This is a genomic window from Streptomyces sp. NPDC097617 (assembly GCF_044761485.1).
Lineage (GTDB): Bacteria > Actinomycetota > Actinomycetes > Streptomycetales > Streptomycetaceae > Streptomyces.
The window spans coordinates 16,027-28,695 of record NZ_JBIWCL010000002.1 but is presented as its reverse complement, the minus strand read 5'-3'; the positions used below and the strand labels follow the sequence as shown (position 1 = coordinate 28,695).

Sequence of the window (12,669 nt, the reverse complement as noted above, 5' to 3'; positions counted from 1 at the left end):
AAACGTCAGGTCGCAGGAGGATCCCCGGTCCGGGACCAGGGTCCGGTCGCCGCCGCCGACCAGGACTGCGGTCCTGGTCCGGACCCCGACCACGGGTGGGCGGCACGGGTGACCCCCGGTGCCAGAATGGGTCTCGACCACCGGGGAGCAGGACCGGCGGCACAGGGGCGGGCGTGGGCTGGGCATGAGTACGGATACGGTGGCGGGCGCGACCGCGATCGCGGGCCCGGGCACAGGGGCGGGGGCGGACGCCGAGGCGGACCGCGGGCCGTGGACCCGCAACGACGCGCTCGTCGCGGTGGCGGCCGCGGCCGCCGACCTCGTCGGCTTCTCCGTGACGACCCTCACGCAGAACGGGACCCTCAGCGTCACCGCGGCCGCCCTGCTGGTGGTCTCGGCGATGTGCCTGCTGGCCCGGCGCGTCAGCCCGGTGCCCGTGCTCGCCGCGGTCCTGGCCCTCTGCGCCCTGGTGAACACGGCCGTTCCGCTGGCGCCGCACTTCACGCTCAGCCTGACGACCGCCCTCTACTCGGTGGCCCGGATCAGCCGCCCCGCCGTGGTCGCGGTCGCGGCGGCCGCGGCGGTACCGCTGGCTTCCGCGGGCCACAGCGGCTGGCCCCTTCCCTTCGGCTGGTGGGGGCTGGCCGGGAACGCGGCCGCCGCGCTCATCACCCTCACCGCGGCCTGGGTGGTCGGCCACCGGCAGCGGGAAGCGGTGACCCAGCGGACACGGCTCGCCGACCGGGCGGTGGCCGAGGAACGCCGCCGGATCGCGCGCGAACTGCACGACATCGTCGCCCACCACATCACCACCATGCAGCTGATGGCCGGCGGGGCCCGCGCCAATCTGGCGTACGACCCGGAGGCGGCCCGGAAGGCCCTCGTCACCCTGGAGGACTCCGGGCGGATGGCGCTGCGCGAGATGCGCCAACTCCTCGACGTGCTGCGGGCGGGGGAGGAGCCGGAACACACTCCGCCGGCGCCGCAGCCCGGGGCCGACGACCTCGCCCGGATCATCACCGAGTCCCGGCTGGCCGGGACGGAGACCGAGTTCACCGTGGACGGCCCGGTCCGCCCGCTGCCGCCGAGCGTGGGCCTCACCGTCTTCCGCATCGTCCAGGAGGCGCTGACCAACACCCGCAAGCACGCCGGCCGGGCGCGGGCCCACGTACGGCTCACGTACGACCGCGACGAGGTGGGCGTGGAGGTGCGCGACGACGGAGCGGGGGCGCAGGTACCACCCGCACGCCCCGCCGCGGCCTCCGGGTACGGTCTGATCGGTATGCACGAGCGGGTCGCCCTGCAGGGCGGAACCCTGGAGGCCGCCGCCCTGACCGGCGGTGGATTCCGGGTGGCGGCCCGTATCCCGGCCCCGGTCCCGGCACCCCTCCCGGGCGCGGGAGCGGGCGAGAGAGAGGAACGGCACGGATGATCCGTGTGCTCATCGCCGACGACCAGCCGCTGGTACGGCGAGGCCTGGCCCTGATCCTGGGCCCCGACCCGGAGTTCGAGGTCGTCGGCGAGGCCGAGGACGGGGCCCGGGCGGTGGCCCTCGCCCGGGAGCTGCGGCCGGACGTGGTCGTGATGGACATCCGCATGCCGGTCCTCGACGGGGTCAAGGCCACCGAGGAACTCGCGTGCACGCTCCCCGGGACCCGCGTCCTGGCCCTCAGCACCTTCGACATGGACGAGTACGTGGTCGCCGCCCTGCGCGCCGGCGCGTACGGCTTCCTGCCCAAGGACATATCCCCGGAGGAGCTGATCGCCGCGGTCCGCATCGTCCACGCCGGCGAGGCCGCCGTGGCGCCGCGGCTGCTCAGCCGGCTGCTCTCCGCCTACGTACGGACCCCCGAGCGGCCGCGGTCGTGGGCGGCCGGGACCCCCGTCGAACTCACCCCGCGCGAGCTGGAGATCTGGCGGCTCATGGCCACCGGCCGGGGCAACGCGGAGATCGCCGCGGAACTGGACATCAGCGTCTCCACGGTCAAGAACCACATCACCGGCATCTTCGGCAAGCTGGGCGTCCGCGACCGCGCGCAAGCGGTGATCGCGGCGTACGAATCGGGCCTGGTGGCGGCCGGCGGTGCGAGCGGTTGATCACCAAGTGCCCGTAAGAGCACCGGATTCCTCCTGCTGTCCGCACCTCTGACCAGCCAAAACACTGGACGATTCGCCCGTGCGCACAGCGGCCCGTCCATGGCACAGTGCGATCAGTCCAACCGCACGACGAGGGAGCCTCCATGCGCGATCAGCACGCCACGCCGCTCACGGCCGCCCCCGAGTGCCTGCCGGAGCCCCGCCCGCTGCCCTGCTGCCCCGTGTGCGCGGACGCGCCGGAACTCATCTCGTGGCGTCAGCGTCCGGGCCGGCCGGTGGTCCTGGTCTTCGACCCCTGCGGCCATCGCTGGTCCTCCCCGGCCCCACCGTTCCTCGCGGTCACCCCACCGCGCCCCGCCTAGCCGGTCCGCGCAGCAGGCCCGTCGTTCCCCTCGCCGCCCGCGATCCGCGGACGGCGAAGCGCTTTTCCGGCGGCCGGCGGCGGCCTGACCTGCGGCAGGAGCGCGGCCTCACCCATTCGGCGTAACTGCGGTCGATGTGCTCCCCAAGGGTCCTGCCGGTGCCGGGGGTCGGAGCACGTCGTGGCATCCCTGTCACGGGGGTTCGTAGCGGTGGCGGGTGTTCGGGTCCTGTGCCTTCCATGGAGGCAGGCATGTCCGGCTGTGACGGTGCCGTGGGCCCCGCCCCGTACGACCCCGGGCGACCCCACCCGCATCGGACTGCTTTTGCCCCGGCCCACGAGAGGCCGACTTCTCACCAGGCACGCGGTCCGCATGAGGCCGGCCGATCACTCGTCACAGTCGCAGTCGCACGTCCATTGAGGAAGGGAAACGCCATGCTGTCGACACCCCAGGCCTTCGGGCAACTCACGGTGTGCTTCTGGGACCCATCCGATGGCTCCCTGCCGGATGACTCCTGGTACAGCCTCGTCCTTGTGGGGTTCGAGGGCACCCAGATGGCCGGGATCGTCATCTTGGTGAAGGAGACCGACCCGGCCCCGGACAACCCCCTGCTGTGTGCTCCCGTTCGCTTCGACCAGCTCGGTGACATGGCCTGGCGGCCGGTGGCACCGGACGGATACCTGGCCCTCTCTGATGTGTTCGAACCCGAGGGGGGTGACCCCAACAGCTGCGGTGACGCACGCTGGTGCATGTGTGTGAAGGAAGGGCCGTGGAGCGACGGCCACACCTATGTCAGCACCAACGCGCCTGTGGAGGGCGAATGCGGCCCCTACGGAGGCTGGCGAATTGCGGTCCCCCAGTACACGGGTGATCCGGACGGCATCCTGCTGACGACCGACGGTGCCTTCGTCTACTCGCCCGATGCGGCGCCTGTGGACACCCCCGTTCAAAACCTCCTGAACCTGCCGCCGGTCCTCGTGAGCGGGTCTCCCCCGGCTCCGCCGACCATGGACAGCTACGACGAGCCGGTCGGGCAGACCGTTCCGTCAATCGACCGGACGGTCCTCGTCCCGTTCATCGCCATTCAGGACGGGACGGGCATCGAGTGGCAGCTGGCCAACTCGCCCTACTACACGGTCATCCGCAAACGCAGTTACACCCTGGGCTTGTACGGAAACAATCAAGGGGACAGCACACAAACCCAGTCCCATGCGTACACGTACGGCGTCAGCAGCTCCGAGTCCCAGACGTTCAGTACCTCCGTCGGGGTCACCGTCGGCTTCGAAGGCGGCGTGGACATCTTCTTCGCAGAGGCCAAGGTCTCCACATCGCTGTCGGTCAATCTCGGCTACGCGTCCTCCACATCGGTCACGGACATGGAGTCGGAAACGATCACACAGAACCTCGTCATAGAACCGATGACTGCCGGGGCCATGTACAACGAGACCCATACGATCGACGTTCACCGGCAGGACGGCAGTTCCGCCAGCGTCACGGGTCCTCTCACGTTCCAGGCGTACACCTCCGTCTACTACGTGAGTTACGACGGATCGGGCTCACAGCAGCGACGTGAGCCGGTACGACCGCACGAGCCCAGCCTGCCGCTGCCCGGGATCTGACCGGGCCCGGCCGCCACCGGCGCCCGGCGAGGGGTGACGCCCCCGCCGGGCGTCCGGCATGCTCACCTCAGACGGCGCTCGTACGTTCCGGCGCCACCACGCCGAGCCCGGCCCGGGCGAGCAGCAGCGCAGCGCCCGGTCCGCCCGGTCCGGCCGGTCCGGCCCCCACCACGGCCACATCGACGTCGATCCCCATGCCGCGCACCCTGTCCGCAGGGTTACCTACACCTGTCGGATGCTCAAATCTGCGTGGTGGAAGTCGATTTCGAGCATCATCTTTCATTCAGGGTCGCCGGAGCGCTATCTTGCCGGGAGCATGCCAAGAGCTGTGTCCGGGTTCGGAACCGCACGAGGAGCTGCCCATGAGACTGCCAAGCATCCGCAGGAGCCAGAGCCAGAGCCAGAGCCAGAGCCAGAGCCAGAGCCAGAGCCAGAGCCAGGGTCGGGGTCGGGGTCGGGGTCGGGGTCGGGGTCGGGGTCGGAGTCGGGGCCGGGGCCGGCAAGGCCCGTTAGGCAGCCGGGTGCACCCGGCACGGCGGCGCAGGTGGCGCAACCCGGCCGTCGCCCTGCTCGCCGCCGCCCTCGCCGTCACCGGCCTGGCCGCCGCCGGCCCCCTCGCCGTCCCCGCATCCGCCGCCCCGGCGGAGGCCGCCGGAGCCACCGCCACCGCCGGCAACGTCACCGGATTCACCCGGTCCGGGAACACCTTCACCATCACGGGCTCCACAGGAGCCAAGGCGCGCGTGGTCGTCGCCCGCGCCGACATCTTCCGGCTCTGGCTCTCGCCCGACGGGTTTTTCACCGACGATCCGGCCGGCTCCGACCTCGCCCCCACCACCGACTTCGGTTCCGTGGCCGCGAGCTACTCCGACGCGGGCGCGTACTACCGGATCACCACCGGATCCCTCTCCATCCGGGTCAATAAGAAGCCCCTCCGGTTCTCCGTGTACCGCGCCGACAACACCACCCCCGTCTGGCAGGAGACGCAGCCCACCAGCTGGACCGGCGGCCGGACCACGCAGTACCTGGCCCGCGGCGCGGACGAGCAGTTCTACGGCACCGGCCTGCGCCTGGGCGAGTGGGCGCTGCGCGGCAAGACCGTGCCGATCGCCGTCGACAACAAGTGGCGCGAGAACGACAACGCCAGCCCGGCCCCCTTCTACATGTCCACCAACGGCTACGGCGTCATGCGCAACACCTGGGCCCCCGGCTCCTACGGCTTCAACGCGCCCACCACCCTCGCCCACGACGAGAAGCGCTTCGACGCCTGGTACTTCACGGGCGATTCCCTCAAGTCCGTGCTCGACGCGTACACCGACGTCAGCGGAAAGCCCTTCATGGCTCCCTTGTGGGGCTTCGAGCTGGGCAACGCGGACTGCTTCAACGCCTCCAATCCCGACTACCAGGGCGATCACAACAGGCCGCGCCACCAGACCACGCCCGACGTCGTCGGCTACGCGTCCGACGCCCGGTCGGCCGACATGCCCTCGGGCTGGTTCCTTCCCAACGACGGCTACGGCTGCGGCTACACCGCGCCCCTCAAGTCGACGGTGGACGCCCTGAAGGCCAAGGGATTCCAGACCGGCCTGTGGACCTCCACCGGCCTCGGCTCCATCGCCGACGAGGTGGGCACGGCCGGCAGCCGGGGCGTGAAGACCGACGTGGCGTGGATCGGCAGCGGCTACAAGTACGCCTTCAACGGCGTGCAGCAGGCCGTGGACGGGATCGAGAAGAACTCCGACGCCCGCCGCTACGTCTGGACCGTCGACGGCTGGGCGGGCACCCAGCGCAACGCCGTCGTCTGGACCGGCGACACCCACGGCACCTGGGACGACATGCGCTGGCACGTCCCCGCCATCACCGGAGCGGGCCTGTCCGGCCTCAACTACGCGGCCGGCGACATCGACGGCATCTTCGGCGGCAGCCCGAAGACGTACACCCGGGACCTCCAGTGGAAGGCCTTCACCCCGGCCTTCATGACCATGTCCGGCTGGGGCGCGGCCAACCCGTCGGCCGGCTACCACGACAAGCAGCCCTGGCGCTTCGCCGAGCCCTACCTCTCCGTCAACCGCAAGTACCTCCAGCTCAAAATGCGGTTGATGCCCTACCTGTACACGATGAGCCACGTCGCCCACGAGAGCGGCGTACCCAGCACCCGCGCCATGGTCCTGGAGTACCCCGACGACCCGGTGGCCCGCGGCAACCTCACCAGCGGCCAGTTCATGGCCGGCGACTCCTTCCTCGTCGCGCCCGTCGTCTCCGACACCTCGGTCCGCGACGGCATCTACCTCCCCGCCGGGACCTGGACCGACTACTGGACGGGCCGGACGTACGCGGGCCCGGGGTGGCTGAGCGGGTACCAGGCGCCCCTCGACACCCTGCCGCTCTTCGTCAAGGGCGGCGCCGTCGTGCCGATGTGGCCGCAGATGAACCACACCGGCGAGAAGCCCGTCTCCACCCTCACCTACGACATCCACCCGCGCGGCGCCTCCTCCTTCAGCCTCTACGAGGACGACGGCCGCACCCGCGCGTACCAGTCCGGTGCCTACGCCCGCCAGCGGGTCGACGTCAGCGCCCCGAAGGCCGGCTCCGGCGCGGTCACCGTCTCCGTGGGCGCCCCCACCGGCAGCTACACCGGCAAACCGGCATCCCGCGGCTACGAGTTCACCCTGCACGTGGCCACCGCGCCCGCCACCGTCACGGTCGACGGCGCCCCCGCGACGGGCCTGGCCTCCAAGGCCGCCTACGACTCCGCCGCGTCCGGCTGGTTCTTCGACCCGGCGGACCGCTCAGGAGTGCTCTGGATCAAGACCGGAACGAAGGCGGGCGCCTTCACCGTCTCGGCCACCGGCACGAGTCTCCCCGCGGCCGAACCCCTGCCCGCCACCACCCCGATCGACCGCTCGGCCTGGTCCCTGGTCCACGCCGACAGCCAGGAGACCGCCGCCGAGAACGGCGCCGCCGTGCGTGCCTTCGACGGGAACCCGGCCACGATCTGGCACACCGCCTGGTCCTCCGGCACGCCCGCCGCGCTGCCGCACGAGATCCAGATCGACCTCGGCGCCCGCTACGCGGTGGACGGCCTCGGCTGCCTTCCCCGCCAGGACGGCGGGGTCAACGGCCGGATCGGCGGCTACGAGGTGTACGTCTCCGACAGCACCGCCGACTGGGGAGCGCCCGTGGCGACCGGCACCTTCGCCGACACCGAGGCCGCGAAGCATGTCGCCCTGCCCCCGAGGACCGGCCGCTACCTCCGTCTGAGAGCGCTGACCGAGGCGGGCGGGCGGGGCCCGTGGACCAGCGCCGCCGAGATCACCCTGACCGGCCGCCCCGCCCCGTGACCGTCCGCCCGGCCTCCTGACCGGCCGACAACCCGCCGCATCAGCCGCCGAGTACGGCCCGGCACTCCCGCCGGGCCGGCTCGCTCAACAGCCCGCGCCACCTCGTGAAGAGGGCGAGGAGTGCGGTTCCGTACGCCTCACGGAACGCCGGTTCGATCCGCGCGAGGTCGAGTTCGTTGGCCGCCGACAGCTCGGCGAGGTCCCGCCGCAGCTCCGGGGCGGGGGAGTGGAGGCGGCCGGTGAACCGGTCCCGGAAGGCCGGTTCCTCGCGGTCGAGCGTCGGGTAGGAGGCCGCCCGGTCGCAGGCGGCGTACAGGTACACGATCCCCTCGGCCTCCTGCCCGATCGCCGCGGCCAGCTCGGTCCGCCGGGCGAGCGGCAGCAGGGCGGTGGGGAACCCGTCCGTACCGTAGAACGCGTGGCACAGACCGGCCCGTTGGAGCGCGGGCCGCGCACCCCAGGACGCGAGGAGCTCCCGTACGCGCTCCAGGTGGGCGAGGAGCGTGCCGCCCGGGTGGGCGATGTCCCGCGCACCGAGCGCGCGCAACCATGCGACGGCGTGATCCGACACCGATATCTCCCCCTGTCGCTCCGGTCGGTTCGGGACCGTCCGGGTGGGTCCAGTGGGCCGGGTGGTGGGTCGACACCCGGCCCCGCCCGTGCCTGGGGTCCGGACCCCGTGGCGCGGGCGGGGGACGGGTTGCCGCCCGGGCCCTGCACCGATCCTGATCCCATCCAGAACCCAAGTCAATCCTCCGATTTACTCCCCATATCCAAGCGATACCTTGGGTGTTGTGACTCTCGATGATCTTCGCGTGTTCGTGGCCGTCTGCCGCGCCGGCAGCCTCAGCGCCGTGGCCCGCGACCTCGGCCGCACCCAGTCGGCCGTCAGCCAGCACGTCCGCCGCCTGGAGAAGGAGACCGGCACCGGCCTCCTGGAGCGCCACGCACGTGGCGTCGTACCCACCGAGGCCGGCCGCATCCTCCAGGCGGCCGCCGCCGACGGCATCGCGGGACTCGACGGCGCCCTGCGCCGCGTGGAGGACCTCGTCCGGGGCGGCGGCGGCACCGTCCGCGTCACCACCGGAGCGACGACGGTGCGGCACTTCATGTCCGAGGCCGTCGTCACCTTCCGACGCCGACACCCCTCGGTGAGCCTGGAGTTCCAGACCGAGAACTCCAGCCGCAGCTGCTTCGACGCCCTCGCCGCCGACGACCTCGACCTCGCCTGGATCACCATCGGCGGCCCGGTCCGCGGCATCGAGCAGCGCCCCGTCCTGCGACTGCCCTGGGTACTCGCCGTCGGCGCCGACGACCCCCTGGCCGCCCGCGCCCGCGTCGACCCCGCCGACCTCGCCGGCATCCGCCACATCCGGCTGCCCGAGAACTCCGCCTCGCGCGCCCACCTGGACGCCGCCCTCGCCGAAGCCGGTATCCGGGTGAGCTCCGACACGAGCGTCGCCGACTGGGACACCGCCCTGCTGCTCGCCGAACTAGGCCTCGGACACGCCGTCGTGCCCGCGCTGCCCGGCTGGCAGGTCCCCGGCTCGGACGGCCCGCTGCGCCTCGTGCCGATCCCCGCGCTGCCGCCCCTCGCGGTGGGCTGGGCCGTCCGCCGCCGGTCCGCCCTGGCCGCGCCCGCCCTCGCCTTCGCCGACGAGGTCGCCCGCAGCTGCCGGGCGCGCGCCGCCGGGCAGCAGTGACGCCGCCACCAGGCCCGCCGCGGCCGGCGCGGCCAGGGCCACCAGCGAGGAACCGTGCAGCCCGGAGCCCGCGGCGACCGCGATCCCGAGGGCCGGACCGACGTTCATGGCCGTCTGCTTGAGCCCCCCGACGACCCCGGCGTATCCGGCGGGGGCCTCGCCGACCACGGCCCCGGTGGCGGTGACCATCACGGTGGTGAAGCCCGCGCCGAGCACCCCGAAGGCCACCGGGGAAGCGGAGCCCAGCCCCGCGATCCCGGCGACGACCAGCCCCGTACCGGCCAGTGCGGTCGGGCGCGCCCCGAACCGGCGCAGCGCCAGGCCCGCCACCGGCGCCCCCACGACCATCAGCGCGGTCAGCGGCAGCACCCGCACCCCCGTGGCGAGCGGGTCCAGTCCCTCGACGTCCTGGAGCTGGAACGTGGCCGTGAACAGCGCCCCGAACATGCCCGCGGAGACCACGAGCAGCAGCCCCATCGAGGCCGTCACCGCCATGGACCGGGCCACGGCATGCGGTACGAACGGCCGCGCTGCCCGCCGCTCACGGCGTACGAACAGGGCCGCGAGCCCGGCGGCGCCCCCGAACCCGATGACGGTGGGCGCGGCGGTCCACCCGTACACGGGTACGCCGACCAGCGCGTGCACGAACACCGCGAGGGCCGTCGCCAGCAGGGCCGCACCGGTCACCTCCAGCGGCCCGCGCTCCGTGCCGGCCGAGGCGGCGGCGAAGCCGAGCACACCGATGAGCAGCAGTCGCGGGTGCCCGTACCGGTCGCCGAGGCGCCCGGCCACGACCAGGAACGCGGCCACCGCGAGCAAGTAGGCGGTGCTGGTCCACTGGACCTGCGCCACACCCGCCCCCAGGTCGCGCCGCAGGCTCGGCTGAGCCACGGTCAGTACGGTGCCGTCGAGGGCGACGAGCATGGCTCCCGCCACGCTGACGAGCAGTGAGATCCGCTGCCTCATACGGGCTCCGGACCGAGGTGCGCGTTGACGGCGGCGTCGACGAGCCGGCCGACACCGTCGACACCGCTGCCGAGCATCAGCGGCAGGCTGCCCCAGCGCCACAACTGCGCCACGCCGTGCAGGTTGGCCCACAAGGCGGCGGCGGTGACGGAGGGATCGGCGGCCCCGCAGTGGCGGACGAGCGTGACGAGGAGATCGAACATCGGGATCGTCGTCTCGCGCAGCCGCGGCTGATCGGAGGGTGCCCGGCCCGTACTGTCCAGCAGATCGTGCCGGAACATCAGCTCGAACATCCCCGGGTGCTCCAGCGCGTAACCGACGTACGCGCACCCGATCGCCCGCACCCGTTCCCGCGGGGACGACTCCCGCGCACCGGTCGCACCGGTCGTGAAACGCACGCCGAGTTCCTCGAACCCCCGCCGGGCGATCGCCGACAGCAGCGACTGGTGGGTGGGGAAGTACCGGCGCGGCGCCCCGTGCGAGACGCCCGCGCGCCGGGCGATCTCCCGCAGGCCCAGAGCCCCGGCACCCTCGCTCAGGACGAGCTCCACACCCACATCGATCAGCCGCTCCCGGAGCGGTCTCTCCTGGTCCATGGCCCCTGTCTACCGCACGTGAGTAGACAGTGTCTACTCCACCGGAGGCCCGGTCCCGCGGTGCGGGGGATGATGGGGAGGCGACCCCACGGCCGGTGGAGGAGGTGTACGTGCCATGACGGAGCACGACGGCGGTCCGGCGGCGCGGAAACTGGAGGAGGGCCGGCTGCTCAAGGAGCTGGAGGCCATTCACCGCACGCGCCACGAGACCCTGCTGCACGGGTCGGACGACGCCCTGGTCACCCACACGAAGCGGATGAACGAGCTGGAGCACGAGTACGTCCGCCGCCACCCCCAACGCGCCCAGACCCCCGGCCGCACCCGCTCGGGCGCCCGCGCCCGCACCGACGGAGACTAGGCCGTTCTGACGCGCGGTTGCGCCGCGTGGGCCAGGATGCGGCGCGTGTGGTCAGGAGGCGGGGTCGAGGAGGGGGCCGAGGGCGGTCGGCAGGTGCTGCCAAGCCTTGCGGCCGGCCGTGAACTCGGCGTCGGTCAGCAGGCAGGAGCCGAGGAGCCCGGTCAGGCCCTCGCGGTCCAGGGCCGGTGAGGTGAAGACCAGGTGCTGGCAGCGGTCGCCGTGCTCGGGGTGCCAGACCGGCGTGGCGACGCCGGCCCCGTCCGCCTCCTCGCATGGGTGAGTTCCAGGGCGGCGCAGCCGTGCGCGGCCACGACCTCGGCCATGGCGCGCGGTTCGACGGCCGCCGCGGCCAGGTCGTGGCGCAGGGCGACGCTGCCGGGCACGGTGGCCGGCAGTGCCCGTACCGCGCGTCGGCGGGCATCCCGGTGGAGCCCGCCGACGATGGCGACGGGCAGGCTCACGGCTTGCTCCCGTAGCGGCGCTGGAAGCGCTCGACGCGCCCGGCGGCGTCCAGGACGCGGGCGGTGCCGGTGTAGAAGGGGTGGCTCTGCGAGGAGATCTCGACGTCGATGACGGGGTAGGTGCGGCCGTCCTCCCATTCGACTGTCCTGTCGCCGGTGGCGGTCGACCGGGTGAGGAAGGCGAAGTCGGCGGCCTTGTCGCGGAAGACGACGGGGCCGTAGGCGGGGTGGATCGCAGGCTTCACGGTGCGCTCCTTCGGAATGTGGTGGCGGTGCGGAACGTGGTGGCGCGCGGGTCAGCGCTCTTCGCGGAAGTCGACGTGCCGGCGGACGACCGGGTCGAACTTGCGCAGCACCATGCGGTCGGGGTCGTTGCGCCGGTTCTTACGGGTGACGTAGGTGTGGCCGGTCCCCGCGGTGGAGCGGAGCTTGACGATCGGGCGTACTTCGTCGCGTGCCATGCAGGCAGTATACGAAAATGATTGCCAGTTTCAATAGAGACTTCGATCCTGAGTCGACTTTGCTTCGAGTGAGACAATTTTGTATCGTTCGACGTGAAGGAGGCTCATTCATGGTGAACGAAGAAGAACTGCTGGACGGCGCCGCCCGCGTCCTCGCCGGCGATCACAGCGCCTCGATGGTGCAGATCGCCGCCGGCATCGGTACCAGCCGCGCCACGCTGAGCCGCCGCTACGCGACCCGTGAGGCCCTGCTCAAGGCCGTCGCCGTCCGGGCGATCGAGGTGGTCGATGGCTGCCTGGCCCCGCTGGACCTCGCGGAGAGCGCCGACGCGGCCGCCTTCGACACCGCCCTCGAGGAACTGGTCATCGCCCTGATGCCCGCCGCCCACCTCTACGGCTTCACCTCGCGGGACGCCACCGTCCTCGCGGACCCGGAGTTCCGGGCCGGTGTCGACCGGCAGGACCGGCGGGCCCTGGCCTTCCTCGCCCTCGGCCAGCGGCTGGGCCGGCTCCGCGCCGACCTGCCGCCCTACTGGATCTGGTACTCGCTCTGGGGCCTGCTCGACGCGGCCGCCGAGGGCGTGCGCGACGGGCATCTCGCCCCGCGCCAGATCGGCCACCTGGTCCTGACCTCCTTCCTCAGCGGGGCGCGGCCGCTCCCGCGGCCCCCCGCCGGCGCTCCCGCGCCCTGAAACTCCTCACCGC

At 72.5% G+C, this 12,669-nt stretch carries 14 protein-coding genes and 2 pseudogenes; 8 read left to right on the top strand and 8 right to left on the bottom strand.

All coding sequences use genetic code 11. The annotated features are described in order from the left end of the window. The first annotated feature begins 184 nt into the window (after window positions 1–184). The 4 genes from ACIQZO_RS03345 to ACIQZO_RS03330 all read left to right on the top strand — a co-directional run bounded on the left by ACIQZO_RS03345 (window position 185) and on the right by ACIQZO_RS03330 (window position 4,078). Window positions 185–1,432: a sensor histidine kinase gene (locus ACIQZO_RS03345; RefSeq protein ID WP_403619349.1), complete on the top strand. Its 1,248-nt coding sequence runs from the start codon at window positions 185–187 to the stop codon at window positions 1,430–1,432. Continuing rightward, entirely contained in the window at window positions 1,429–2,097 is a 669-nt protein-coding gene (locus ACIQZO_RS03340; protein WP_403619346.1) for a response regulator, read from the top strand. The genes ACIQZO_RS03345 and ACIQZO_RS03340 overlap by 4 nt, the downstream gene beginning before the upstream one ends. Window positions 2,098–2,240: 143 nt before the next feature. Then, a complete protein-coding gene (locus tag ACIQZO_RS03335) occupies window positions 2,241–2,459 on the top strand; it encodes a hypothetical protein (protein ID WP_403619343.1) in 219 nt (72 codons plus the stop codon). Between the two features lie 434 nt (window positions 2,460–2,893). After that, window positions 2,894–4,078 (top strand): ETX/MTX2 family pore-forming toxin, encoded by a 1,185-nt coding sequence (locus ACIQZO_RS03330; RefSeq protein ID WP_403619341.1) that lies wholly within the window; start codon window positions 2,894–2,896, stop codon window positions 4,076–4,078. Window positions 4,079–4,145: 67 nt separating this feature from the next. Here the strand turns inward: ACIQZO_RS03330 and ACIQZO_RS03325 are convergent, their stop codons facing one another. Beyond that, a complete protein-coding gene (locus ACIQZO_RS03325; RefSeq protein ID WP_403619338.1) occupies window positions 4,146–4,274 on the bottom strand; it encodes a hypothetical protein in 129 nt (42 codons plus the stop codon). Window positions 4,275–4,599: 325 nt separating this feature from the next. Between ACIQZO_RS03325 and ACIQZO_RS03320 the strand changes: the two genes are divergently transcribed. Continuing rightward, window positions 4,600–7,419 carry a TIM-barrel domain-containing protein gene (locus tag ACIQZO_RS03320; RefSeq protein WP_403619335.1) on the top strand — a complete coding sequence of 940 codons (2,820 nt, stop codon included), beginning with the start codon at window positions 4,600–4,602 and terminating at the stop codon, window positions 7,417–7,419. A gap of 40 nt (window positions 7,420–7,459) precedes the next feature. Here the strand turns inward: ACIQZO_RS03320 and ACIQZO_RS03315 are convergent, their stop codons facing one another. Then, the gene (locus ACIQZO_RS03315; protein WP_403619332.1) at window positions 7,460–7,990 is read right to left on the bottom strand and encodes a DUF6817 domain-containing protein; all 531 of its coding nucleotides are present in this window, start codon (window positions 7,988–7,990) and stop codon (window positions 7,460–7,462) included. Window positions 7,991–8,213: 223 nt separating this feature from the next. Here ACIQZO_RS03315 and ACIQZO_RS03310 point away from each other — a divergent pair, with 223 nt between their 5' ends. Then, a complete protein-coding gene (locus ACIQZO_RS03310; RefSeq protein ID WP_403619329.1) occupies window positions 8,214–9,122 on the top strand; it encodes a LysR family transcriptional regulator in 909 nt (302 codons plus the stop codon). A gap of 144 nt (window positions 9,123–9,266) precedes the next feature. Here ACIQZO_RS03310 and ACIQZO_RS03305 read toward each other — a convergent pair. Both ACIQZO_RS03305 and ACIQZO_RS03300 read right to left on the bottom strand, forming a co-directional pair. Beyond that, window positions 9,267–10,046, bottom strand: a pseudogene (locus tag ACIQZO_RS03305) (MFS transporter); the annotation flags it as partial. A gap of 38 nt (window positions 10,047–10,084) precedes the next feature. Beyond that, window positions 10,085–10,684: a TetR/AcrR family transcriptional regulator gene (locus ACIQZO_RS03300; RefSeq protein ID WP_403619326.1), complete on the bottom strand. Its 600-nt coding sequence runs from the start codon at window positions 10,682–10,684 to the stop codon at window positions 10,085–10,087. 115 nt (window positions 10,685–10,799) lie between these two features. Here ACIQZO_RS03300 and ACIQZO_RS03295 point away from each other — a divergent pair, with 115 nt between their 5' ends. Continuing rightward, a complete protein-coding gene (locus tag ACIQZO_RS03295) occupies window positions 10,800–11,042 on the top strand; it encodes a DUF6158 family protein (RefSeq protein WP_403619323.1) in 243 nt (80 codons plus the stop codon). A gap of 51 nt (window positions 11,043–11,093) precedes the next feature. On the opposite strand, the pseudogene ACIQZO_RS03290 reads toward ACIQZO_RS03295, so the two are convergent. From ACIQZO_RS03290 to rpmG, 4 genes and pseudogenes are all read right to left on the bottom strand, one after another. Then, window positions 11,094–11,276 (bottom strand): annotated as a pseudogene (locus ACIQZO_RS03290) (cobalamin biosynthesis protein CobW); the annotation flags it as partial. Then, window positions 11,204–11,503, bottom strand: coding sequence for a hypothetical protein (locus ACIQZO_RS03285; protein WP_403619320.1), 300 nt, complete (start codon window positions 11,501–11,503; stop codon window positions 11,204–11,206). The gene ACIQZO_RS03285 and the pseudogene ACIQZO_RS03290, both read right to left, overlap by 73 nt. After that, entirely contained in the window at window positions 11,500–11,748 is a 249-nt protein-coding gene (locus tag ACIQZO_RS03280) for a type B 50S ribosomal protein L31 (protein WP_403619317.1), read from the bottom strand. The genes ACIQZO_RS03285 and ACIQZO_RS03280 overlap by 4 nt, the downstream gene beginning before the upstream one ends. Window positions 11,749–11,799: 51 nt before the next feature. Next, window positions 11,800–11,964 carry a 50S ribosomal protein L33 gene (gene rpmG / locus ACIQZO_RS03275; protein WP_403619314.1) on the bottom strand — a complete coding sequence of 55 codons (165 nt, stop codon included), beginning with the start codon at window positions 11,962–11,964 and terminating at the stop codon, window positions 11,800–11,802. Window positions 11,965–12,074: 110 nt separating this feature from the next. Here rpmG and ACIQZO_RS03270 point away from each other — a divergent pair, with 110 nt between their 5' ends. After that, window positions 12,075–12,656, top strand: a complete 582-nt coding sequence (locus ACIQZO_RS03270) for a TetR/AcrR family transcriptional regulator (protein WP_403619311.1) — start codon at window positions 12,075–12,077, stop codon at window positions 12,654–12,656. Window positions 12,657–12,669 lie beyond the last annotated feature (13 nt).